Genomic DNA, 21,192 nt, shown 5'->3' with positions numbered 1-21,192 from the left:
ATGCAGCTAAAATCAGCCTTTATCTCTTTATGCAGTGCCGTACTTACATTTAGCCTTCTAGTAAGTGAGCCATTAAAGGCGCAAACTAACTTTAATCTTCCTGACTTGGGAACTTCTGCATTACAAGTACTTCCCCTCGAAAAAGAACAAGCAATTGGGGAAGTAATGATGATGCAAATACGTGGTGGTTCACCGATTATTAACGACCCCGTATTAGATGAATACCTAACTACCATTGGTAGAAAGCTTGTTGCAAACGCAAACGATGTACGTTTCCCGTTTTCATTTTTTTGGATCAATAACTCTGACATTAACGCCTTTGCTTTTTACGGCGGGCATGTCGGTGTCCACACAGGTCTTATTGCGCAAGCCGATAGCGAAAGTCAGTTTGCATCTGTACTCGGTCACGAAATCGCTCACGTCACTCAGCGCCATTTAGCACGCAGAATTCAGCAACAACAAGATAACAGCGCAATGACCATAGCGGGTATGATAGCCGGTATTTTAGCAACTATTGTTGCCCCTGACGCTGGTATTGCTATTATTTCAGCAAGCCAAACACAATCTGCGTTTAGCCAATTAACGCACAGTCGCTCTGCTGAACAAGAAGCTGATCGAATAGGCATGCAAACACTTAATAATGCAGGGTTTGATGCGCGTGCATCTAGCGACTTTTTGACTAAACTGGCTGCACAAATTCGTTATAAGTATAAACCACCTGCATTTTTGCTTACTCACCCACTGCCAGAAAGTCGAGTGTCTGATGTACGTCTTCGTGCTGAGCAGTACCCAAAGCGTCGCTTACCTGCAAGCCTCGAATTTAACCTTGCTAAAAGCCGAGTACTTGCGCGTTACGACAACAAACCAGAAAATGCTGAAGCCTTATTTAGAAAACTCCTTCGTGAAAACAGCTACAGCAATACAGCACTTAATTACGGTTTAGCGTTAAGTTTACTTGATCAAGAAAAACTTGATGAAGCAGACACTATTTTAAGCAAGCTATTAAAAAGTGACCCTAAGAATTTATTTTATATTGATACGCAAACTGATTTACTGATAGCGCAAAAAAAAGCCGACGAAGCCGTTTCATTTTTAGCTGAACTACATAATTACCGCCCTAACAATCAAGTAATTACGCTCAACTATGCAAATGCAGCATTAGAAGCTAAGCAATACGAACTTGCTGAAAACGTGCTTAAAGGTTTTTTATTGGAAAAACCAGAGCATAGTTTAGGTAAAGAGCTACTGGCTGACGCGTACAAAAAACAAGACAAATTGGCGGCCTATCACGAGGCAAACGCTGACGTGCTATCTCAATACGGTGCTTACATGAAAGCCGCTGATGAAATCCAAAAAGCGCTTAACTTCGTAGAATCAACAGAGTTAATAAAACAGCAGCGATTAAAAGCATTACTTACTCAGTACCGCCGTTTACAAAAAGAGCTTGCAAGGCTTTAAGTCTGCAAGCTGTTGCCCTAAAATAGAGGCAATTCACACTATGGAAACTTTTATGTCTGTTACTATTTATCATAATCCGCGTTGTTCTAAATCGCGTGAAACACTTGCCCTTTTGCAAAGTAAATCAATTGAGCCCACCGTTGTTGAGTATTTAAAAACACCTTTAACATCTGATCAAATTACTACACTTATAGAACAACTTGGTTTTAGCTCTGCTCGTGATTTAATGCGTACAAAAGAAACCGAGTACAAAACGCTAAATTTAAAAGACGAAACAAACGAAACCACGCTTATAAACGCCATGGTTCAGAATCCAAAATTAATTGAACGCCCTATTGTTGAACACAATGGTAAAGCCGCAATTGGTCGCCCACCAGAAAACGTTTTAAGCGTTTTATAATGAGTACAACCATCGTGGTACTTTACCACTCGAGCCATGGCTCGGTTGAAGCAATGGCCCATGAAATAGCTGAGTCAATAGAGCAACAAGGCGCAACAGCCCTACTGAGAACGTTTGTAGCTAAAAACCCGCACGACATTGTCATTAGTAAAGATGACCTTATACAGTGTGATGGCTTGGCTTTTGGTACACCTACCCGATTTGGTATGATGGCTTCTCAAGCCAAAGCATTTTGGGAAACCACCAGCGAGCTATGGCTCAAAGGCCAACTAATTGATAAGCCCGCATGTGTGTTTTCATCGTCAAGCAGTATGCATGGTGGTAATGAGGCCACACTGCTTAATTTATCATTGCCCTTACTACACCACGGAATGATGCTACTTGGTGTACCTTACGATGTGCCCGAATTATTAGGCACTCAAACTGGCGGGACCCCCTATGGCGCTTCGCACGTTGCCGGTAGCAACAATAGTGCCCAGTTAAGTAAAGACGAAATTAAAATATGCCAAAGCGTTGGTATACGCCTGGCAAAAATTGCGAGTAAACTTCAATGAACACAGCGCAACCCCCTGCTAAAAAGCCAATAACCGTAAAATTTCAACGCATTGCTTTAATTGGCTATATTGGCCTGCTCATTTTAATGCCATTATGGATGTACTTTGTGCCGCCTCAAGAAGGCCCGCTCGATGTTATGTCGTTATTTGTGCCTATAATTCCTCTATTACTTCCACTCAGAGGTATTATAAAAGACAATACTTATACCTACGCTTGGGCAAACTTTGTTGTTATGCTTTATTTTATTCATGGCTTAACTATGCTTTGGATTGCACCTGATGAGCTGATTTGGGTGTTACTTGAGTTGTTATTTGCATCTTTCATGTTTATTGGGTGTACTTATTATGCAAGGCACCGCGGGCAAGAGTTAGGCTTAAAAATTCGCAAACTAAAAGAAGATTTAGCTGACGAAAAAGCCGCTAACGAGCTTCACAAGTAAAATAAAAAAAGCGCGTTTACTATTGAATAAACGCGCTTTTATACATTCTAAATATGTATTAACTATTTAAACCAATTCACTTAGTGCAGCCAACGTCACTATACCCGCTAAACCTAGCTGAGCTAATAAGCTCAACAACGAAAAGCCCCTTAATACAAATAAACCCCAAGGGTGTTTTATATGTGGATACAAAGCGCAGCGCTTTAAGCTCATAGCAAAGAAAAAACAAATCACCGTAACCATAGTTAAACCAAGCGTCAATTCACTTTTTATGGTCAGCGCTTCATCAAAAAAGAAAAATAGCTGTAATGGCAATAATAAAGTCACAATAGCATGTAAAACATGCACTTTTTTAATACGATCAAATTGCCCTTCTGGGGATAGCTCTTTAATTCCAAAATCACGCTCTAGGCATTTAACTAGGTTTTGCGCTTTAATGCTCACAGCCAATCGGTAGCAACTTAGGCCCTCGTTATTACGCGCTCTAAAATCAAAGCCTGCTTTTATTAGCATCACCATTAACGATTCATTTTTAGAGAGCACAGCATAATGCAATGCAGTATTACCAAGGCTATCAAGGGCTTTTTTATCTTGCTTAGGCAGTAAGGTTTGCACAACGTTTACAAAACCACGCTCTGCCGCCCACATAAATGCCGTTTTACCGTTATCATCAGCTAATGTGCCTGTTGCACCTTGCTCAATAAAGCGCATAGCCATTGTTTGCTTGGCCGTTTTTTTACGTAAATGTGTTAGGAGCGCTTGCTCAAGTAAAACCACAGAATCAACATCAGGCGATACTTGTTTCAATAAAGTAAAATAGTCTTTACCCATTGCTACTTTGTCACTTGCAAGCCCACTTAACACTTCTAAGTCAGCAATTGACTCAGGTATAAAGTGACTTAAGCGATCTCTAAAATCAACCTCTTTCCATAGCGATAACGCATCAACAGCACTAAGCTTACTGCCATTATTTAAAGCATGTTCAATGAGTGTAAAATAGCGTTTGCTAAAAAATAAATTAAATAATGAAAGCGGTGTTTCAACTGCATTTTGTGCGGCAACACTCGCGTATTTTTCTAAACGCTGACACAACAATAGCACTAAGCTTTCTGGAGTATATTCGTTATCGTAAAAGTGGGTTTTCATTGCGCCTACGTATGCCTGTGCATCTTCGTCGTATTCACAAATATGTTGAAAATAGCATTCTTCAAAAGGCTCAAGCGGTGTTAACCACGCCAAATAATAAATCGGGGGCAAAACAGTGGTACACACACCATCGTCTTCATTGGTAGAACGACAAGCTGGCCAAGCTTCTAAAGCATCTAAAATAAAGGCACCGTTTTGCTCTACAAGGCCTTTAATGAGTAACGGATATTCCTTTGGCCAAATCAGTACATTTTCCATTAAAACAACACAACTCCAGTGTAGCTTGGGTAAGTGGTCAGGTTATAGCAGCTTTCAGCTGACACCACGCTTAATCAAAGAGGCGATATTCTAGCACACCCAGATCGCCACGCTAGAACAAAGTAGATGAATAATGAAAAATATAAAAGCAGCCAAGTAAGTAATTACATGGCTGCTTTTTAGGTTGGAGTTGGGCTTAATCTCTTCCACACAAAAAGATTAATTATTTATTCTTTAACTCGCTAATTACTTGGTCAATGCCTACATCTGAAATGCGCTGAATTATCTCTTTTTGCTTAGCACTTAAAAGCGAAATACCCTCGGCTACAATATCATACACCTTCCATTGGTTATCTTTACCTAGGCGTAACTTAAAGCTTAAATCAATTGTGGGGGCGTTAGGCTCTATAATTTGCGTATTAACCGTGGCATATTCTGAATCGCTTTGTGCATTATTGTGCTCAAAAACCACTTTTTGACCTGTGTATTTCATTAATGCACCGGCATATGTACCAGTTAAGTAATGCTCAACCGCGTTAATAAAATCAACAGCTTGTTGGCGCTCAATGCCTTTAATGTGTTTACCTAATAGTTTAAAAGACACAAACTTAATATCAATATGTGGCATTAAACGTTTTTCAACAATTCCCGACATTTCACTTTTACTGGCATTACCTTTACTGTTCACTTTGCCTATATCAGCAAAAAGGGTGTCTGCTACAGACTCTAAAAGTATATCTGGTGATTGCTGAGCTTGTGCATAAAGCGATGTGCTTAAAAATGCGGTAGCAATTAAAAATAGTTTAATAAGTTTCATAATATTTTTTGTTTGTGTGATTAAGTTAAGGCTAATTTACGTCATTAATACGCAATAAAAAAGGCACAAATAAGCAACTTATTAATGCCCAAAAAGCATCAATAGATTAAGTAATTAAATTTCAATAAGTTAATAAAACCTATTAACACACCGTATACATCCCCATTTTCGCTCGCCTTGAATTTATAACCTCCCCACCCTCATCATTTGTTTTTTCGATAAACCAACTATCAGCGAGCAGCTATGAAATCCTTTTTTAAAATACTTATTTTATTAATCGCCTCACTTTTTATTAATACTACAGCATTAGCGCAATCAAACCATGGCTACGCAGTCGACGTACTTAAAGGCACGGGTAATATAAATGGAATAAAATTAGCTTATCAATACCATATGCCAAAAATGCAAAACTTAGTTGGAGATACCCGCTTTTATATCGAAACCAGTGTAAACCTGTGGGAATTTGCGCATAACCACCACTCACAATCTAACATGGTATTAGCGGTATCGCCTGTATTGCAGTTTCCAGCGTTTAGTTTTAATAACACCCCGTTTTATGTTGAAGCAGGCATTGGTGTTTCACTTATTGACGAAACACAGTTTGGTGGTAAGAATTTAAGTAGCCATTATCAATTTGAAGATCGTATTGGACTCGTTGCTGACTTAGGTGATACAAACATTGCTTTACGAATTATTCATTATTCTAATGCAGGGTTTCAAAAGCCCAATCCAGGCCTTGATTTTATGACCTTATCGGTTGCCAAGCGATTTTAATACCCTCTGATTTGTTTGCTGGTAATTACTATTTAAAAACGTAAAATAATCAGCAAACAAAAACTGAGAAATTAAAATGCAAACATGGCAAGTAATCCTCATTGTGGTGATGGTATTTGGTGTTGTAATAGGAAATATTGCCTTAATAAAACACAGTGCTAATATGGAATTTAAAAAGTCAGACTCGCACTTAAAAAACAAACAAGACACAAAAAAGCCCTGATAAATCAGGGCTTTTAATTTAAAAAACAAGCTTAACCAACAAGCCAATGTGCCATTAACGAAATAATTGGCAATGTTATAAGTGTTCTGAGAATAAATATTACAAACAGCTCAACAATATTTACTGGGATTTTACTTCCTAACAGCAGCGCCCCCACTTCAGACATATAAATAAGCTGAGTCACACTCATCGCGGCAATGATAAAGCGTGTTACATCACTCTCAATAGTCCCAGCTGCAAGGATTGAAGGGATAAACATATCGGCAAAACCAACCATGATTGTTTGTGCTGCAGCCTCAGCTTCAGGCACTTGCAACAATTCTAAAAATGGAATGAACGGCATACCTAAATATTGAAATAGCGGCGTGTATTCTGCAATGATTAATGCAAATGTACCCACTGCCATAACAACAGGTAATACAGCAAATACCATATCAAGTGCGTTGTGTACGCCTTCTTTTAACGTCCCCACTATACCCGGCGATTTATCTGCCTTGGCCAGCGCAATATCTAAAGAATGACCCACTAATGATTTACCTTCAGGCACCAGCTCAGCGTTTGCATCAGGCTCTGAGCCATCAATAAGTAAATCTTTTTTAAACCTAAGCGGTGGCAAGCGCGGCACAATAATAGCAGCAGTAATACCTGCCAAGCACACCGTTAAATAAAACGGAGCAAATAAATACTCAAGCTTTACTTGGCCAATAACCACTAAACAAAACGTAATTGAAACAGCAGAAAATGTAGTACCAATAACAGCGGCTTCGCGTTGTGTGTAGTATTTATCTTCGTACTGGCGCGCAGTCATTAATATTCCCACACTGCCATCACCTAACCACGATGCCACACAGTTAACGGCACTTCGCCCTGGAACGCCAAATAACGGGCGCATTACTTTAGTTAATAACGTACCTACCAACTCAAGCAACCCAAAGTTAAGTAACAAAGGAAGTAAAAGTCCTGCCAGTATAAATACCGAAAACAACACAGGAAGTAAGTCGTTTAACACGAGTGCCCCTGTATTTTCAGACGTGATCGCATGCGGCCCCACGCCTAAAAAGGTCATTAATACAAATGCAGTACCAAATAAACGCGTAATCAACCAAATCCAACTAACATTAAATAAGTGGTTTAATAGTGGTACTTTGCAAATCACTTGAGGCTTAAAAACACTTACAATGAGTGAAAACGCACCCGTTATACAAATTATGGCAGTAATAATGGCTTGTGCTGTATCTGCAAAAAATACTTGCATGGCTTTGGCCATCATTGCAATAGGAATGGTCATTGCTTCACCGCTCGACACCGGCGTCATAAACAAAAACACACCAATTAGCGAAGGCACAAGGAACGCAAACCAAGTACGCCAATCGTACTGAGGTGAAGTTGATAATTGAGACATATTTTTAACCTATAAAAACCACAAAAAGAGCTAAGCGCTCTTTTTGTGGTAAAACGTATTATTATTTATATTTTAATGCCGCGCTTAATAAGTGCTGCTTCTAGTGCTTGCTGTAAACCATTCATGGTACCTGGCTCTAGCGTTTCGCCTTTATCGTCCATCCAGGTTAAGCTTGTGCCACCTTGCTTGGTTTTACTCACTAAAATTTGGTATTGGCCTTCATCTATTGGTAATTGCGCAATATCGTCGCCCCAAATCGAATCCCACATACTGCTTTCCGGTGCTTTATAGTCAGCTGTAATTAAACCTGTATCTTGGTTTATTTCAACAATAGTAAACGACAAACGCTCTAAAAAGCCTGAAAAACGATCAAATACCGCATCGTAAGACTGCTCAGTAACCAGTGCTGCATTACCTTTATTGTCAAAGCCCATTTCTAAAGAAATAATACCTTGGCGCTTGCGCATATCTACTTCAAGCTGGCGATAGCGGAAATCAAATTCAGTAATAACTTGGTTAAGTGCACGCACTTCTAATTGCTGTTTAAGCAAGTCTGTAAGTGTTGTATCACCTTTAAAATCGATTAGCTCAGCACGTAAAGAAGCTGTACGTTCATGCGATTTTTTTTCAATAGAAAATCTAAAACGTTGCAGGTCATCGTTCTTTTCATCGCCCCACAACCAGCTTTCTTCGGTTTTAATAATTGCGTACCAATCGGTTTCAATAATACCAAGTAGCTTGTCTTCTTTGGTTGTAGCGGTGTTGTTTTCAGCTAAAACAGCTTTAATTGAATCCCAAATAAAGTCATCTAAATCAACAATGCCATCGTTTTTATCAAAATATACGCGTGCTAAATTATCAGCCTCCTCCACCCAACTGCCTTTTGCTACAGTGAGTACTTGAGCTGGTGGACGATAATTGGTTGCGTCTGGATTATTATTATATTGACCTACTTCCATTTTATAAACTGGATCTTGAGCCGGCTGAGATAAAGACGCTGGCGCTTTTACTGGCTCATGCGCGCGGTAATTACGTTCATTATGCGCATCGTTAACAAATACACTACACCCTGATAAACTTACCAATACACTTACTGCAAGTGCTTTTGGGATCCAATACTGCACAGATAATTCTCCTTAGCATACCCTTTAATTGTTTTAACAAATATATGAGTGGGTTATGCCGATTTGGTTCAGTGTAAAATCAATATTAACTTTACATTTTTATTTGGCTGCTTAATTACAATAAAGTTCAGCACCTCAACTTAGAAAAAACTAAGGGCAAATAAGCAAATTTTAACTATGGTACTTTCCTGTGCTAGTAAAAACAAGAAACACCGTACTTTAAACACGCTTAATTAGCCCGCATTGTAGTTTACACACTGTTTTGTGTTAAACTTCGCCGCCGAGCAAGTCCTCGAGTGTATTTAGTAGTGTTATCCATTGCGTTGTTATAACCCTTGTAACTTAGGTATTTTAACCCATGACTGCATTTTCAAATCATCAAATTGTGTTAACTGCTATCGGCGAAGACAGGCCTGGTATTGTCAGTGAACTGACGCAATTAGTCAGCGACTGTCACTGCAATATTATTGACAGCCGCATTGCCATTTTAGGCTGCGAGTTTACCTTTATAATGTTATTGCAGGGCGATATGTCGGCCATTAGCCGAATTGAACATGTGTTACCAACCAAAGCAATGGAACTTGGCTTGTTAACCATGATGAAGCGCACAACCAGCCATACCCCTAGCGAGTTTTGTGCCGGTTACACATTAGAATACACGGGTATAGATACCCCTGGTACGCTAAGCAAAGTGACACGCTTTTTTGCCGATAACCACATCAGCATTTGCTCTTTAAAGTCAGATACGTTTGATGAAGAAACTGACACTAAGATGCGCTGTGAAGTAGAATTTAATATCCCCATAGATGTAGACATAGATAAATTTAAAATTAGTTTTGAGAGCCTTTCTCATACCCTAAACGTAGATTATATTTTTAAACGCATTCGTTAAGGAAATAGCATGAACACAATTAGTCCATTACAAGCTGGTGATACAGCACCCGCTTTTAGCTTACAAAACCAAAACGACGAAACAATCACATTAAGTGAATTGTTAAAAGAACAACAAGTACTTGTGTACTTTTACCCTAAAGCGTCTACACCAGGTTGTACCGTGCAAGCAGAAAACCTGCGCGACCAACAAGCTGAGCTTGCTAAATTTAACACCCGTGTTGTAGGCATCAGCCCAGATCCAATTAAGCGCCTTAAAAACTTTGAAACTAAAAAAGAGCTTAACTTTGATTTACTCGCCGATGAAGATCACACCATTGCAGAAGCATTTGGTGTATGGGGCTACAAAAAGTTCATGGGTAAAGAATACGACGGTATTCACCGCCTTACATTTTTAGTAGGCCAAGACGGTAAAATTAAACACTTATTTGATAAATTCAAAACCAAAGATCATCACCAAGTGGTGCTTGATTATTTGGCAGCAGAATAAGCTAGCTAACTACGACCAAAAAAATACATAAAGCGTTGCCCTAGAGCAGCGCTTTTTTATGTTATTTACTAAATAACGTGGTTAAATAAAGCATCTTCGAAAAATAAATAAACAACTGCTCGTTTTGAATTTAAAGTTACAGTTTGTTCCTTTTTGTTTTCACCAATACGCTTTATTAGGTTACTCATATATGAGACAAGAATTAAGAACTAAAATCATTGAAGTATGTGATAAAAAAATTGCCAGTAAAGGTGATAGTGTAGGTCTGTCTTTCTACGCTTTTTTTGCTAATAAAAACAACAATCCTGAACTTTTAATGGAAGCTGCTACTTGGTGGATTCAAACTCATCAATTAGATCACTTCGTAAAAGCTCATAAAATAAAACAAATGGTGCTGGATAATTTATAAGCCCTAAAGTGCTTATATTCGATGTGCATAATGCTTTAAGCAACAATTAAAAGCGCGATTTAAAGTCTCTAAATCAAGGAGTGTGTATGTCTTTTGTAAAAAAGCTATTTCGGTGGTCACGAGGCAGGCAAAAATCGGGCTATGATAAAATGCTGCTTTGTGGTGCATTTTGGCCCATAAAGTTTGATGTGTATTTATTAAAGTTCCCAAAAGGAAGTGAAATACCACCGCACACTGATCATGTTAAGGATGGTCAGCATTACAGACTAAATATTGTGTTAAAAAAAGCGGATATAGGCGGAGAGTTTATTTGCTCTAGCCTCATATTTGAAACAGAAAGGATCAAGTTATTTCGCCCTGATATCAGCAGGCACCAAGTATCAAAGGTAGAAAAAGGTAACCGATATATACTAAGTATTGGCTGGATAAAAAATACTTAGTCAAAAACTCCCCTTAAAGTGCACTTTAATCTAGTACTCACCATCTTTCACGGTATAGTCTATTGATATATTGAGCATAAAAAACTAAATATAAGGATTTAAATTTGAAAAAGGCAGTTAGGTTTAAAGCGTATTTAGTGGCTTTAATCACATGTATTATTGGGTTTCAGTTTTCGCCGGCAAGTAATCAGTTTTATGCAAACCCGTTTTATATTGGCGGTATTATTTTTGCAATCGTACTAATTGTGAATGTTATTAATTACTTCTGCCCAAAGTGTAAGAAAAACCAGGTAATGCAATCAGCTACTAGCTATCGCCTGCCAACAAATAATTGCTATCACTGCAGGGAAGAAATTAACTAACATTGTCGGATGGCGCTTTGCTTATCCGACCTACGTGTTTAAATAAGCTTGTTAGAGTTTGATATAAAGAGTGCTTGGAAAGAGTGAGCATTGAAGTTGCTGTGTTGGGTTTCGTTTCACTCAACCCAACCTTTTATTTACAGAATATAACTTAACGCAAAGCAGCTTATCGCTTACAGCTAACCACTTAAAGCCGCCTTTGCGCTTTAACTAATTCCTAAATACTTGTGTACTTGTATTGATAGGCGCCAGTTTTTGGCTATACAGGTGTCGATTGCTAATTTGGTTGCTGATACTTTTTGGCTAATTGGCTGTAAGTAAACAAGCTTTGGGTTAACACCTGTTTTAGCAAATAATTCTTCAAGCTCTTCTACGTGCTTTTGCATCGCTACTGGGTGCTTTATCTCGTTGGCGCGTTTCATGGCGCTGGTAAGTACTTCATAACCGCCGCGCATGTTTATTTTAGGCGATACAGTAACCCATGTTTGCTCAGGGGCAAGTATTTCAAACGTGCCGCTGGTTTCTATTTGTGTAGTAAAGCCTTGTGCATGTAATAAGTTACATACTGGGTTTAAATCGAACATGCATGGCTCGCCGCCAGTAATTACTACGTGCTTTGCGGTATAGCCACGTGATTTAAACAGCTCAAGTACTTGCTCGGCGCTGGCATCGGCCCAATGATCTGAGTCGGCTTTTTTCTCTACGGTTTCGTCAAGAGACACTTTGTATACGTTGTCTACATCCCATGTTTGTTTTGTGTCGCACCACGAACACCCTACAGGGCAACCTTGCAGGCGTAAAAATATTGAGGGTGTGCCAGTAAAGCTTGCTTCACCTTGAATGGTTTCAAACACTTCATTAATTTTGTACAAAAGAGATCTCACTTACTACCTAGTAGCCAAATTGCTACTATTAAAGACGAAAAAGCGCTGTGCAAAAATTGTTATTTAAGCTGCGGCCGTGTAGTATATCGCGCCCTGATATAAACCTCTATTAAAACTAAGAGCAAAACAGATATGACGCAAAAAGTAGTTGTTATTTATTCCGGCGGTATGGACTCATTTACCGTATTAAATAAAGCCCTGCAACAAGGCCATGATGTATATGCCCTCTCATTTGACTATGGTCAGCGTCATGTAAAAGAGCTTAAAGTTGCTGCGCAAGTATGTGAAAAGCTTAATGTTCCACACAAAATAGTTGATATTTCAGCTATTAATCAGCTTATTGGTGGCTCATCATTAACCGATAACATTGATGTACCAGAAGGCCACTACGAAGAAGAAAGCATGAAAAGCACGATTGTGCCAAATCGTAATATGATTTTGCTCTCGCTTGCAGTTGGTTACGCAGTATCACTTAAAGCAAGCCAAGTTTATTACGGTGCTCATTCTGGGGATCATGCTATTTACCCCGATTGCCGTCCTGAATTTGTGCAAAAAATGGATGATGTATGTCGTATTGCAAACTACGATGCAGTAGAAATTTTTAGCCCGTATTTGAATAACACCAAAATTGATATTTTAACTGACGGTATTAAAATGGGTTTAGATTACAGCCAAACATGGACATGTTACAACGGCCGTGAAAAGGCCTGTGGTAAGTGTGGTGCGTGCCAAGAACGTTTAGAAGCATTTGCACTAAACAATATTACAGACCCATTAGAATACGAATAAGCAACACATACATACCCACATAGATACAAGAGAAAGGCTATGTTACATAGCCTTTTTTATTGCACAGTAAATTAATTACGCGGCATTTTTGCAACCCTATAGCCAGCGCCTTACCCGAGCTTTGTAGATAGTAAATTCATCACCAAATAATTTAGTAAGCGCACGTTCTTCTGGCATTATTTGAAACAACGTTAAATAGCCAATAAACCCAATAACACCTAACATTGCCCAAACAGAGCTTAACCACACACCCCACCCAGCTAAAATAAATGCAAATCCTAAATACATGGGATTACGTGAAATTCGGTAAATACCGCTGGTAACTAATTTTGATGCCTGTTCTGGTTTATTGGGGTTTACTGTGGTTTTGGCTAGCTTAAAGCTCACAACACCCGCAACACAACTTGCACAACCAATAATAACTAAGCTTGCCGCCAAGTAGGCAACAAATACAGTAAAGTCAATAACACTGTAATGCGCTATAAGCGCCATAATGCCTGCAAAAAATAGAACAACTATAACGGGAGGTATTTTATTATTTAGCATAATAACTCTCTGATAAAATTAGTTTATAAAATAGTGTGTTAGTAACTATATGGCGATTGATTTGACATTAAACAACCCTGTTACTGTATAAAGTATGAACACCAGACAAAAAGCACTGATGCACATGTTTATAGCCACAGTGTTAATTGATTGATTTCAAATCATCACCCTTTACAAATAAAGTTACAATTGTCAGCTTTATCTAAATTGAAGAAAGCGTATACTTTAAAAATAAAAATATAAAAGGAATATAGTTATGTCTGGTACTACGATGATTGTGCTAATTGTGCTTATATCTGTGGGTTCGGGTGTGGTTTACGATATGTATAAAAAGCATTTAGAGTTTAAACATAAAATGCAAAACAACAATAGCGATGCTCATAAACAACTTGCTGAAACAAAAGTAGAATTAGTTGCACTAAAAGAACGTGTACAAACACTCGAAGCCATTGTGACCGACTCAAGCTTTAACGTTAAGCAAGAAATCAACAAACTGTAAGCGTTGTTAAACGCTTACTTGTTCGCTAAGGCCATTAAAGGTAGTTTGGGTATAAATGGGCATTTTCTGGTTGCTCTATTCCATGGGCTGCTAAAAACCCACCTATAGCTTGTCCACATCCCTGAGGTGCCCGCCCGCTGTCTATTTCGAAGTTTAATTGATTAGCTTCTTGCTTACCCATTGAGCACAAATCAACTGTATTTGGTGAGCGCATTGCAATGCTTAACTTACCAATACTTTCTACAGCCACATTTTTACTAAAACGGGCAAAACCTTGATACTTAAACTGCTCGTTTACGTAGTCGTTGCTAGTATTAACTAAGGCTGTAATAAAACCATGTAAAAAGTGGTTAGTAGACGAACCCGTAGTTAAAAACGCAATTGTTTTGTTATTAAATTCATTAAGCTGAGCGTTGTCGCAATGAAGCTTTACTGTATACAAGTGTTGCTGCTCGTTTATAACTTGATGGCTGGTAAGCTCAACAGTCGAGTCAGCAAAAACAATACGGCTGATTAAATCTTTAACGTCATTACTATGCCGAGCTTGTATGACTAGTTCAGGGTTTTGCGCCATGACAGGTAAGTCGTGGTGATTATTAAATGGTGTGCTAATTGCACCATTTTGTTTTAACTGAAACAACTCTCTCACTTCGTGCTCACGCGCTACTTTTAAAGCTAAAAAAGCAGTTTGAATAAGTTCTGAGGTCGGTAAGTTTTCTTCTACTATCCAGCGCCTACCGAATAGTAATTTTTTTGCCTTATCGGCATTTTGATGGCCACTTTTTTTGTAGTTGTCAGGGCTTAGTACTGCAACTTGTAGGTATATTTCATCGCCTTTTTGTGCAGCAAGAACTCTAAAGTGCGCCGAAAACTCTATGCTTTCGAGCACTTCATTTACACTTTCAAGTGTATGCTTGTAACGTAAAAAATGCTGTGGAACGACCCAATTATTATTAGCTAATTGCACAAGCGGCGCATAGGGAATTGGCTGCTCGTAGCTATGTTGCCATTTTTTGTCGTTACTGAGTAACGTATTTAGGTGACTATTTTTATCTGACATAAATAAACCAAATAAACTCGCACTGGGCAAGATATTAACTGTGCTTACATTACGTGTTTTGTTATGTAATTAGATCACAGCCGCCCGACAAAATTGGGCTTTTTTAACTATCGTATAGACTTTGATAGTCGCTTATAACTTTTTGATAATAAAGCTCATCTTTATTGAGCATTTTATTATAATGATTTAACAGTCGTTGAATGTAAGCCGTATGCTGTTTATTATTTAAGTCCCACATGGCATCACCTGTTTTACTTACCGTTTGGTTGCTTTTAAAGCTAACCTCTATGAGTTCGTATATACGGTTTTTATCGCTTATGATGTGCTCACTATGCAAACCCAAATTAAGCGTGTGTAAACCACTGCGCAGTAAATAGGTGTGGTGAATTGGACATAAAATAAATCGAACATGCTTTACACACTCTGGCGAGTTGTTAGCTATTATTTGCTGCACTAAACGCAGCGCTAATTCACCACCTATACCCGCTATAACCACTACCTGATTTGTTACATCATCAAGCTTTATACTTCCAACGTCCTGACACAAGACCTGCCATTCAGGCTTTTTATCACCAGGCGTCCTTAATTTTTTGTTACGTGTAAGCGTTGCCTCAAGGTCGGCCATGACATTGGATAAAATATCAACAAATATGACCTTATCCGCAGCTGAGCGCTTTAACAAAGCCATTCCCAAATAGCCATGATCGCAGCAGCAATCCCAAATAGTGTTTTGCTGGCGAGTGATCAGCGCATCAATCGCAGCCAGTCGTTTACTGAGCTTCATTTAATCAGGCGAATGTGACATTTTATAGACAAGCGCTTTTAAACTTTTATCACTGTCTATTTCAATAAAGCGTGCGGTAGGTGCAAGGCGCTCTACAAATTCAATCGCACCTTGTGTGTGCTCAGCAATAAGTGCTTTAAATGCATCCTCAGTTAGCTCGGGGCTATTGGCGCATAAAAGCAATTTAGTTGTTTGATTAAGTAACTCAGGGAGCCTACGGAGCACTTTTTGGTAATCTTTAGTTAAAATAAAGCTACCTTTTTGAAAACTTGGTGGGTCAACAATAATCAGATCAAACGGGGCCGCTTTTTTTAATTTACCAAACGACTTTAAAATATCGTGAGGTAAGTAACTCACGCCTTTGTCAAAGCCATTTAACTGATGGTTTTGCTTACCTACTTTGAGTACTCCTTTGCTCATATCCATATTCATTACGTGATCAGCGCCGCCCTGCATTGCTGCTAACGAAAAGCCGCACGTGTACGAAAATAAATTAAGTACTTTGCCATGCTTACTATTCGCCATTACAAACTCACGGCCGCTTCGCATATCTGGAAAAATCCCCGTATTTTGGCGGCTTTGCAAATCAACTAAAAAGCGAATTCCGTTTTCGGTTACTGTATGCGGGTTAGGAAGCGCTCCAAACATAACGGTATTTTGGCTTTGTACACCTGCGCGCTGCTGATAAACAAGCGAGGTAATTAACTCTGGGTAATGCGCTTGCGCCCACTGCCAAAGTGTTTCGGTTAGCTGATTAAGCGTGTTGTCGTCTATTTCATCGTAAGAAACTAAAAATAAGCTGGGCGGGTAAAAATCTAAATTTAAGTGGCTTAATGCCTCAATACTATGGCCTCGCCCGTGAAAAACACGACACAGTTCGTTATTTAAAATAGGGGCACTCTCAAGTGCCGTGATAAGAGGCGTAAAATTTATAGTCATTTTTTAATTAATCAACTGTTGTTGTAGTTCGTGTATTTCGTCGCGCACAGAGCCCGCCTTTTCAAATTCTAAATTACTCGCATACGCGTGCATTTTAGTTTCAAGCTGCTTGATTTGCGTTGCAATTTCTTTCGCGCTAAGCACCTTTTTAGACTCTTTACGAATAAGTTGTAGGTTATCTTTAGGTCCAGCTTCTTCGCCTACATCCATCACATCAAGAATCTTTTTGGCTAAAGCACGTGGCTCTATGCCGTTATCTATATTGTATTGATGTTGAATTTCGCGCCTGCGGCTTGTTTCATCTATCGCTTTTGCCATAGATTTAGTCACTTTATCGCCATATAAAATAGCACGGCCATCTAAGTGACGCGCGGCACGACCAATAGTTTGAATAAGCGAGCGAGTTGAACGTAAAAAGCCTTCTTTGTCAGCATCCAGTATGGCAACCAGTGCCACTTCAGGCATATCTAAACCTTCTCTTAGTAAGTTAATGCCTACTAGCACGTCAAACACCCCTGCGCGTAAATCACGAATTATCTCTACACGCTCTACAGTATCTATGTCTGAATGCAAATAACGAACTTTTACGCCGTGTTCACTTAGGTAATCGGTTAAATCTTCAGACATACGTTTAGTAAGCGTAGTCACTAATACGCGCTCACCTTTATCAACACATTGGTATATTTCTGATAATAAATCATCAACTTGGTCGCCAACAGGCCTTACTTCTATAAGCGGGTCTAAAAGTCCTGTTGGACGAATAATTTGCTCTGCAACTTCCCCGCCACTGCGCTCCATTTCAAAGTCACCAGGCGTTGCCGATACATAAATGGTTTGCGGAGCAATGGCTTCAAACTCTTCAAACCTAAGTGGGCGATTATCCATGGCTGAGGGCATTCTAAAACCATACTCTACAAGGTTTTCTTTACGGCTTCTGTCGCCTTTATACATAGCGCCGATTTGCGACACCGTTACATGGGATTCATCAATAATCATTAATGCGTCATCAGGCAGGTAATCAAGCAATGTTGGTGGCGGATCGCCAGGAGTTCGCCCCGATAAATATCGACTGTAGTTTTCTATTCCCGAGCAATAACCCAACTCGGTCATCATTTCTATATCGTACTGAGTGCGCTGCGCAATACGCTGCTCTTCTACCAATTTATTGGCACTGAGTAATTGAGCTCTTCTATCTTTTAGTTCTATTTTAATATTTTCGATTGCGCCAAGAATTTTTTCTCGCGGAGTTACATAGTGCGTTTTAGGATAAATAGTGGCACGCACAATATGTTTTTCAACAGCACCTGTCAGCGGATCAAAAATACTCAAGCGCTCTATTTCGTCGTCAAACATTTCTACCCGCACTGCATATGTTTCTGACTCTGCCGGGAATATGTCGACCACTTCGCCGCGAACTCGGTAAGTACCACGGCTAAACTCTATGTCGTTACGCGTGTATTGTATTTCGGCTAAGCGGCGAAGCATGTCACGCTGGTCAACTTTTTCGCCGACTTTTAAAAGCAACATCATTTTCATGTATGACTGAGGGTCACCCAAACCATAAATAGCCGAAACCGATGCAACAATAATGGTATCGCGGCGTTCAAGAAGTGCTTTAGTAGCACTTAAACGCATTTGTTCTATGTGCTCATTTATAGAGGCATCTTTTTCGATAAACGTATCACTCGATACAACATAGGCCTCTGGCTGGTAATAGTCATAATAAGAAACAAAATATTCAACGGCATTTTTAGGAAAAAACTCTTTCATTTCACCATAAAGCTGCGCAGCCAACGTTTTATTGTGGGCCATAATAATTGTTGGGCGATTTAAGTCGCTAATAATATTAGCCATGGTAAAAGTTTTACCCGTACCTGTAGCCCCTAACAATGTTTGATGAGCAAGCCCGGCTTCTAAACCTTCACATAATTGCTTTATTGCGGTGGGTTGATCCCCTGCTGGTTTAAACTGTGATTTTAACTGAAAATGATCACTCAACTATTGCACTCCTGTAACGACTGACTGCTCAAAGACTCAAGCTCTTTTATAAACCATTTATACGCTACCAATGCGGTAAATAAATTACCGACAGCAGCGCCTATAAATAATCCCGTTAACCCTGCAAAATGACTACCTAAATAAGCAAACGGAACATAAAAAATAAACAACCGAATAACACTTAAAAACAGCGCGTTCATTGGTTTATGCAAAGCATTAAACGATGAGTTTGATAATATGATCACACCTTGCAGACCATAACTAAGTGGAATGATATAAATAAAAAGTTTAATTACATCTATTACCGCTTGCTCTTTACCAAATAACTGACTTATAACGCCAGAAAAAATAATCAGTAAAATATAAATTATGAACTGCCAAACCATGACAAACTTCAAGGTACCTATGTATGCATCCTTCACTCTACATAACTTTCCAGCCCCAAAATTTTGACTAACAAATGGAGGGAGTGTCATTGATAAGGCAAGCACTAAAATACTTGCAATAGACTCTATTCTGCTACCAACACCAAACGCGGCAACAGCCTCAGGGCCATGATTAGCAACAAGTGCAGTCATGACTGCCATTGCAACAGGCGTGAGCATATTAGCACCTGCAGCAGGTACACCTATTTTTAAGATTTTTCGGATTGCCCCCACAACCGTTTGTGAGCCCGCTTTTAAGCTAAGTAGTCGCTTTTTTACGATTAATATATATAAAATAATCACAACGGCTACAGCCCAAGCTATTACACTTGCAATCGCAGCCCCTTGAATACCCATAGCAGGTATAGGGCCAAAACCAAATATCAGCATTGGGTCAAGTATTGCATTTATTAGCCCAGCCCCCCCCATTACAATACTTGGCGTTTTAGTATCACCACTGGCACGTAATACGGAGTTACCAATCATTGGTGTGATCAAAAATACACTGCCAATAAACCAAATATTCATGTAGTCATGAATTAACGGAAGCACCTGCTGCCCTGCCCCCAATAATGTAAATACAGGGTCAATAAGTAGATAACCAATAAGCGATGACGCAAGCACCAGTACAACAGCCACTAATATAGAGATACTGGCGTCAAAACGGGCTTCATCTATTTTGTTACTGCCTAATGCTTTTGCAATGACAGCTGAAGTACCTATTCCTAATCCAATAGCCAAACTAATTACAGTAAATGTAACAGGGAATGTAAAACTCACTGCCGCAAGGGGCTCAGTACCTAACAAGCTAATAAAAAAGGTATCAACAATATTAAACATCATTAACATGATCATGCCAAAAATCATTGGAACAGTCATGGTTTTCAACGTGGGTAAGATGGGATCATTGAGTAAATCTGGGCGAGTCTTGGTATTTTGTCTTGCGCGCATGAAATAAATAGCCTCTTTTACTGAGTTGATCATTTTAAAGCATCAGGGCAATTCAAGCCACGGATTTATCAATAGATTTAATGCAATAAAACTGCTTAAAGTGCGCCCTTGAAGTAAACGTTGCTTTTTAAACGGTTTTGTTAAAACAGCGGGTTAACGCGCCAAAAAACAATTAAGACACATAATTGTTACTTTTATTACAAAACACACGCGTTACCTGATGCTTTTTTGCACAAACTTCCTTTTTGATTTATCGTAACGAAAAATTCCACTCATCGTATCACACACAATAAAACAAAAACCTTAAGTCATTGTTTTTAAATGAAATAAAAATAATGATTTAAAAGCTTGAAATCGTTGTAGCACTCTAAATTACTGGTGCTGCTGATGTTCTTAAAGTTTCATAAACAGAGTTATCCACAGAAACCGTGGATAACTCATTGGACCCCGCATTTATAAAGGGTTTAAGAGAGATACATTTTTACTACTAACTTAAAAAGTGATGAGATTTGCTTTTTTAGTGTTTTATAACCTTTGCAAACCTATTTCATCAGGTTAGTAAATTTTATTTGCAATGTGATTATTAAGCTAACCTGTATTCAGCATTTATAATTGCAAGTTATTGATTGTATTATTTATGAACACCTTTGCTTTTACTTGCATATATGGTTAGGTGCTAAAATTACAAATGTTTAAAAAGCATACGCTTTAGATTTTATTACTTAGGATTAAAAATACCCTAACGTCAGGTTTTTGAGTATAAATAGCTAAAACGAAGAGTCAGTACTTTTAAATTTTGTGTTTTACACAGACCAAATCATTTCAAAGTCGTATTTTATTTACTCAATTGGCTATAGCAAACGATCACTTAGCGCTAGTTTACCACTGATGGTTTTATTGAAAGACCAATAAATGGTTTCAAATAAAGCTATAAAACACGCAGATTGCACATAAAAACAACGAATAAACCTCTTTTTTTAATTTATGACTTTTATATGTTGACACTTTGCAGCGCGGTCATTAATATTTCGCCCCGTTGAAAGGCAAGACGCTTCCCCCTTAGCTCAGTTGGTTAGAGCGACGGACTGTTAATCCGCAGGTCCCCCGTTCGAGTCGGGGAGGGGGAGCC

The 21,192-nt window shown here is 38.9% G+C and carries 23 protein-coding genes and 1 tRNA gene; 13 read left to right on the top strand and 11 right to left on the bottom strand.

Annotation, left to right across the window (positions count from 1 at the left end; genetic code table 11):
• Genes R0J88_RS16235 through R0J88_RS16220 form a run of 4 tightly spaced genes read left to right on the top strand, consistent with a single transcriptional unit; the run spans position 1 to position 2,852 of the window.
• Positions 1–1,458, top strand: coding sequence for a M48 family metalloprotease (locus R0J88_RS16235; RefSeq protein WP_006792335.1), 1,458 nt, complete (start codon positions 1–3; stop codon positions 1,456–1,458).
• 52 nt (positions 1,459–1,510) lie between these two features.
• Complete coding sequence (gene arsC, locus R0J88_RS16230; protein WP_033035949.1) at positions 1,511–1,858, top strand: arsenate reductase (glutaredoxin); 348 nt, start codon at positions 1,511–1,513, stop codon at positions 1,856–1,858.
• Complete coding sequence (gene wrbA / locus R0J88_RS16225; protein WP_010557550.1) at positions 1,858–2,412, top strand: NAD(P)H:quinone oxidoreductase; 555 nt, start codon at positions 1,858–1,860, stop codon at positions 2,410–2,412. Before arsC ends, wrbA begins: the two co-directional genes overlap by 1 nt.
• Positions 2,409–2,852 (top strand): DUF2069 domain-containing protein, encoded by a 444-nt coding sequence (locus tag R0J88_RS16220; protein WP_410900447.1) that lies wholly within the window; start codon positions 2,409–2,411, stop codon positions 2,850–2,852. The genes wrbA and R0J88_RS16220 overlap by 4 nt, the downstream gene beginning before the upstream one ends.
• 66 nt (positions 2,853–2,918) lie before the next feature.
• Here the strand turns inward: R0J88_RS16220 and R0J88_RS16215 are convergent, their stop codons facing one another.
• Together R0J88_RS16215 and R0J88_RS16210 are read right to left on the bottom strand one after the other, a co-directional pair.
• Positions 2,919–4,256: an ankyrin repeat domain-containing protein gene (locus tag R0J88_RS16215; protein WP_006792331.1), complete on the bottom strand. Its 1,338-nt coding sequence runs from the start codon at positions 4,254–4,256 to the stop codon at positions 2,919–2,921.
• A 223-nt stretch (positions 4,257–4,479) separates the two neighbouring features.
• Entirely contained in the window at positions 4,480–5,073 is a 594-nt protein-coding gene (locus R0J88_RS16210) for a phospholipid-binding protein MlaC (protein WP_006792330.1), read from the bottom strand.
• 243 nt (positions 5,074–5,316) lie between these two features.
• Here R0J88_RS16210 and R0J88_RS16205 point away from each other — a divergent pair, with 243 nt between their 5' ends.
• Both R0J88_RS16205 and R0J88_RS16200 read left to right on the top strand, forming a co-directional pair.
• Entirely contained in the window at positions 5,317–5,847 is a 531-nt protein-coding gene (locus R0J88_RS16205) for an acyloxyacyl hydrolase (RefSeq protein ID WP_058428670.1), read from the top strand.
• Positions 5,848–5,923: 76 nt separating this feature from the next.
• Complete coding sequence (locus R0J88_RS16200) at positions 5,924–6,070, top strand: DUF2897 family protein (protein WP_006792328.1); 147 nt, start codon at positions 5,924–5,926, stop codon at positions 6,068–6,070.
• Between the two features lie 31 nt (positions 6,071–6,101).
• Here the strand turns inward: R0J88_RS16200 and R0J88_RS16195 are convergent, their stop codons facing one another.
• Positions 6,102–7,472: a YjiH family protein gene (locus R0J88_RS16195; RefSeq protein ID WP_410900446.1), complete on the bottom strand. Its 1,371-nt coding sequence runs from the start codon at positions 7,470–7,472 to the stop codon at positions 6,102–6,104.
• A 65-nt stretch (positions 7,473–7,537) separates the two neighbouring features.
• Entirely contained in the window at positions 7,538–8,596 is a 1,059-nt protein-coding gene (gene bamC / locus R0J88_RS16190; RefSeq protein WP_410900445.1) for an outer membrane protein assembly factor BamC, read from the bottom strand.
• A 358-nt stretch (positions 8,597–8,954) separates the two neighbouring features.
• Between bamC and R0J88_RS16185 the strand changes: the two genes are divergently transcribed.
• The 4 genes from R0J88_RS16185 (at position 8,955) to R0J88_RS16170 (ending at position 10,826) form a co-directional block, all read left to right on the top strand.
• Positions 8,955–9,488 (top strand): glycine cleavage system protein R, encoded by a 534-nt coding sequence (locus R0J88_RS16185; RefSeq protein ID WP_410900444.1) that lies wholly within the window; start codon positions 8,955–8,957, stop codon positions 9,486–9,488.
• Between the two features lie 9 nt (positions 9,489–9,497).
• Entirely contained in the window at positions 9,498–9,977 is a 480-nt protein-coding gene (gene bcp, locus R0J88_RS16180) for a thioredoxin-dependent thiol peroxidase (RefSeq protein WP_410900443.1), read from the top strand.
• Between the two features lie 190 nt (positions 9,978–10,167).
• Positions 10,168–10,386 carry a DUF6500 family protein gene (locus R0J88_RS16175; protein WP_410900442.1) on the top strand — a complete coding sequence of 73 codons (219 nt, stop codon included), beginning with the start codon at positions 10,168–10,170 and terminating at the stop codon, positions 10,384–10,386.
• 86 nt (positions 10,387–10,472) lie between these two features.
• On the top strand, positions 10,473–10,826 hold the full coding sequence (locus R0J88_RS16170; protein ID WP_277054282.1) for a 2OG-Fe(II) oxygenase: 354 nt from the start codon (positions 10,473–10,475) through the stop codon (positions 10,824–10,826).
• 568 nt (positions 10,827–11,394) lie between these two features.
• On the opposite strand, the gene queE is transcribed toward R0J88_RS16170, so the two are convergent.
• The gene (gene queE / locus R0J88_RS16165) at positions 11,395–12,060 is read right to left on the bottom strand and encodes a 7-carboxy-7-deazaguanine synthase QueE (RefSeq protein WP_039036702.1); all 666 of its coding nucleotides are present in this window, start codon (positions 12,058–12,060) and stop codon (positions 11,395–11,397) included.
• Between the two features lie 144 nt (positions 12,061–12,204).
• On the opposite strand from queE, the gene queC reads away from it, so the two are divergent.
• On the top strand, positions 12,205–12,861 hold the full coding sequence (gene queC, locus R0J88_RS16160) for a 7-cyano-7-deazaguanine synthase QueC (RefSeq protein WP_006792320.1): 657 nt from the start codon (positions 12,205–12,207) through the stop codon (positions 12,859–12,861).
• 96 nt (positions 12,862–12,957) lie between these two features.
• Here queC and R0J88_RS16155 read toward each other — a convergent pair whose 3' ends face one another.
• Positions 12,958–13,407 (bottom strand): methyltransferase family protein, encoded by a 450-nt coding sequence (locus R0J88_RS16155; protein ID WP_006792319.1) that lies wholly within the window; start codon positions 13,405–13,407, stop codon positions 12,958–12,960.
• Between the two features lie 256 nt (positions 13,408–13,663).
• Here R0J88_RS16155 and R0J88_RS16150 point away from each other — a divergent pair, with 256 nt between their 5' ends.
• On the top strand, positions 13,664–13,906 hold the full coding sequence (locus R0J88_RS16150) for a hypothetical protein (RefSeq protein ID WP_286889202.1): 243 nt from the start codon (positions 13,664–13,666) through the stop codon (positions 13,904–13,906).
• A gap of 34 nt (positions 13,907–13,940) precedes the next feature.
• Here the strand turns inward: R0J88_RS16150 and R0J88_RS16145 are convergent, their stop codons facing one another.
• The 5 genes from R0J88_RS16145 to R0J88_RS16125 all read right to left on the bottom strand — a co-directional run bounded on the left by R0J88_RS16145 (position 13,941) and on the right by R0J88_RS16125 (position 20,063).
• Positions 13,941–14,966, bottom strand: coding sequence for a hypothetical protein (locus R0J88_RS16145; protein ID WP_410900441.1), 1,026 nt, complete (start codon positions 14,964–14,966; stop codon positions 13,941–13,943).
• Between the two features lie 103 nt (positions 14,967–15,069).
• Positions 15,070–15,750: a tRNA (adenine(22)-N(1))-methyltransferase TrmK gene (locus R0J88_RS16140; RefSeq protein WP_410900440.1), complete on the bottom strand. Its 681-nt coding sequence runs from the start codon at positions 15,748–15,750 to the stop codon at positions 15,070–15,072.
• Positions 15,751–16,689: a class I SAM-dependent methyltransferase gene (locus R0J88_RS16135; protein WP_138740312.1), complete on the bottom strand. Its 939-nt coding sequence runs from the start codon at positions 16,687–16,689 to the stop codon at positions 15,751–15,753. It lies immediately after the preceding gene.
• A gap of 3 nt (positions 16,690–16,692) precedes the next feature.
• Positions 16,693–18,687, bottom strand: a complete 1,995-nt coding sequence (uvrB, locus tag R0J88_RS16130; RefSeq protein ID WP_410900439.1) for an excinuclease ABC subunit UvrB — start codon at positions 18,685–18,687, stop codon at positions 16,693–16,695.
• Positions 18,684–20,063, bottom strand: coding sequence for an MATE family efflux transporter (locus R0J88_RS16125; protein ID WP_410900438.1), 1,380 nt, complete (start codon positions 20,061–20,063; stop codon positions 18,684–18,686). The genes uvrB and R0J88_RS16125 overlap by 4 nt, the downstream gene beginning before the upstream one ends.
• A 1,053-nt stretch (positions 20,064–21,116) precedes the next feature.
• Here R0J88_RS16125 and R0J88_RS16120 point away from each other — a divergent pair.
• Positions 21,117–21,190, top strand: a tRNA-Asn gene (locus R0J88_RS16120).
• Positions 21,191–21,192 lie beyond the last annotated feature (2 nt).

This window comes from Pseudoalteromonas sp. SIMBA_162 (assembly GCF_046535955.1).
Classification (GTDB): Bacteria; Pseudomonadota; Gammaproteobacteria; order Enterobacterales; family Alteromonadaceae; genus Pseudoalteromonas; species Pseudoalteromonas marina.
Note: the sequence above shows the minus strand (reverse complement) of the source record. Positions and strands in the feature narration are given on the sequence as shown.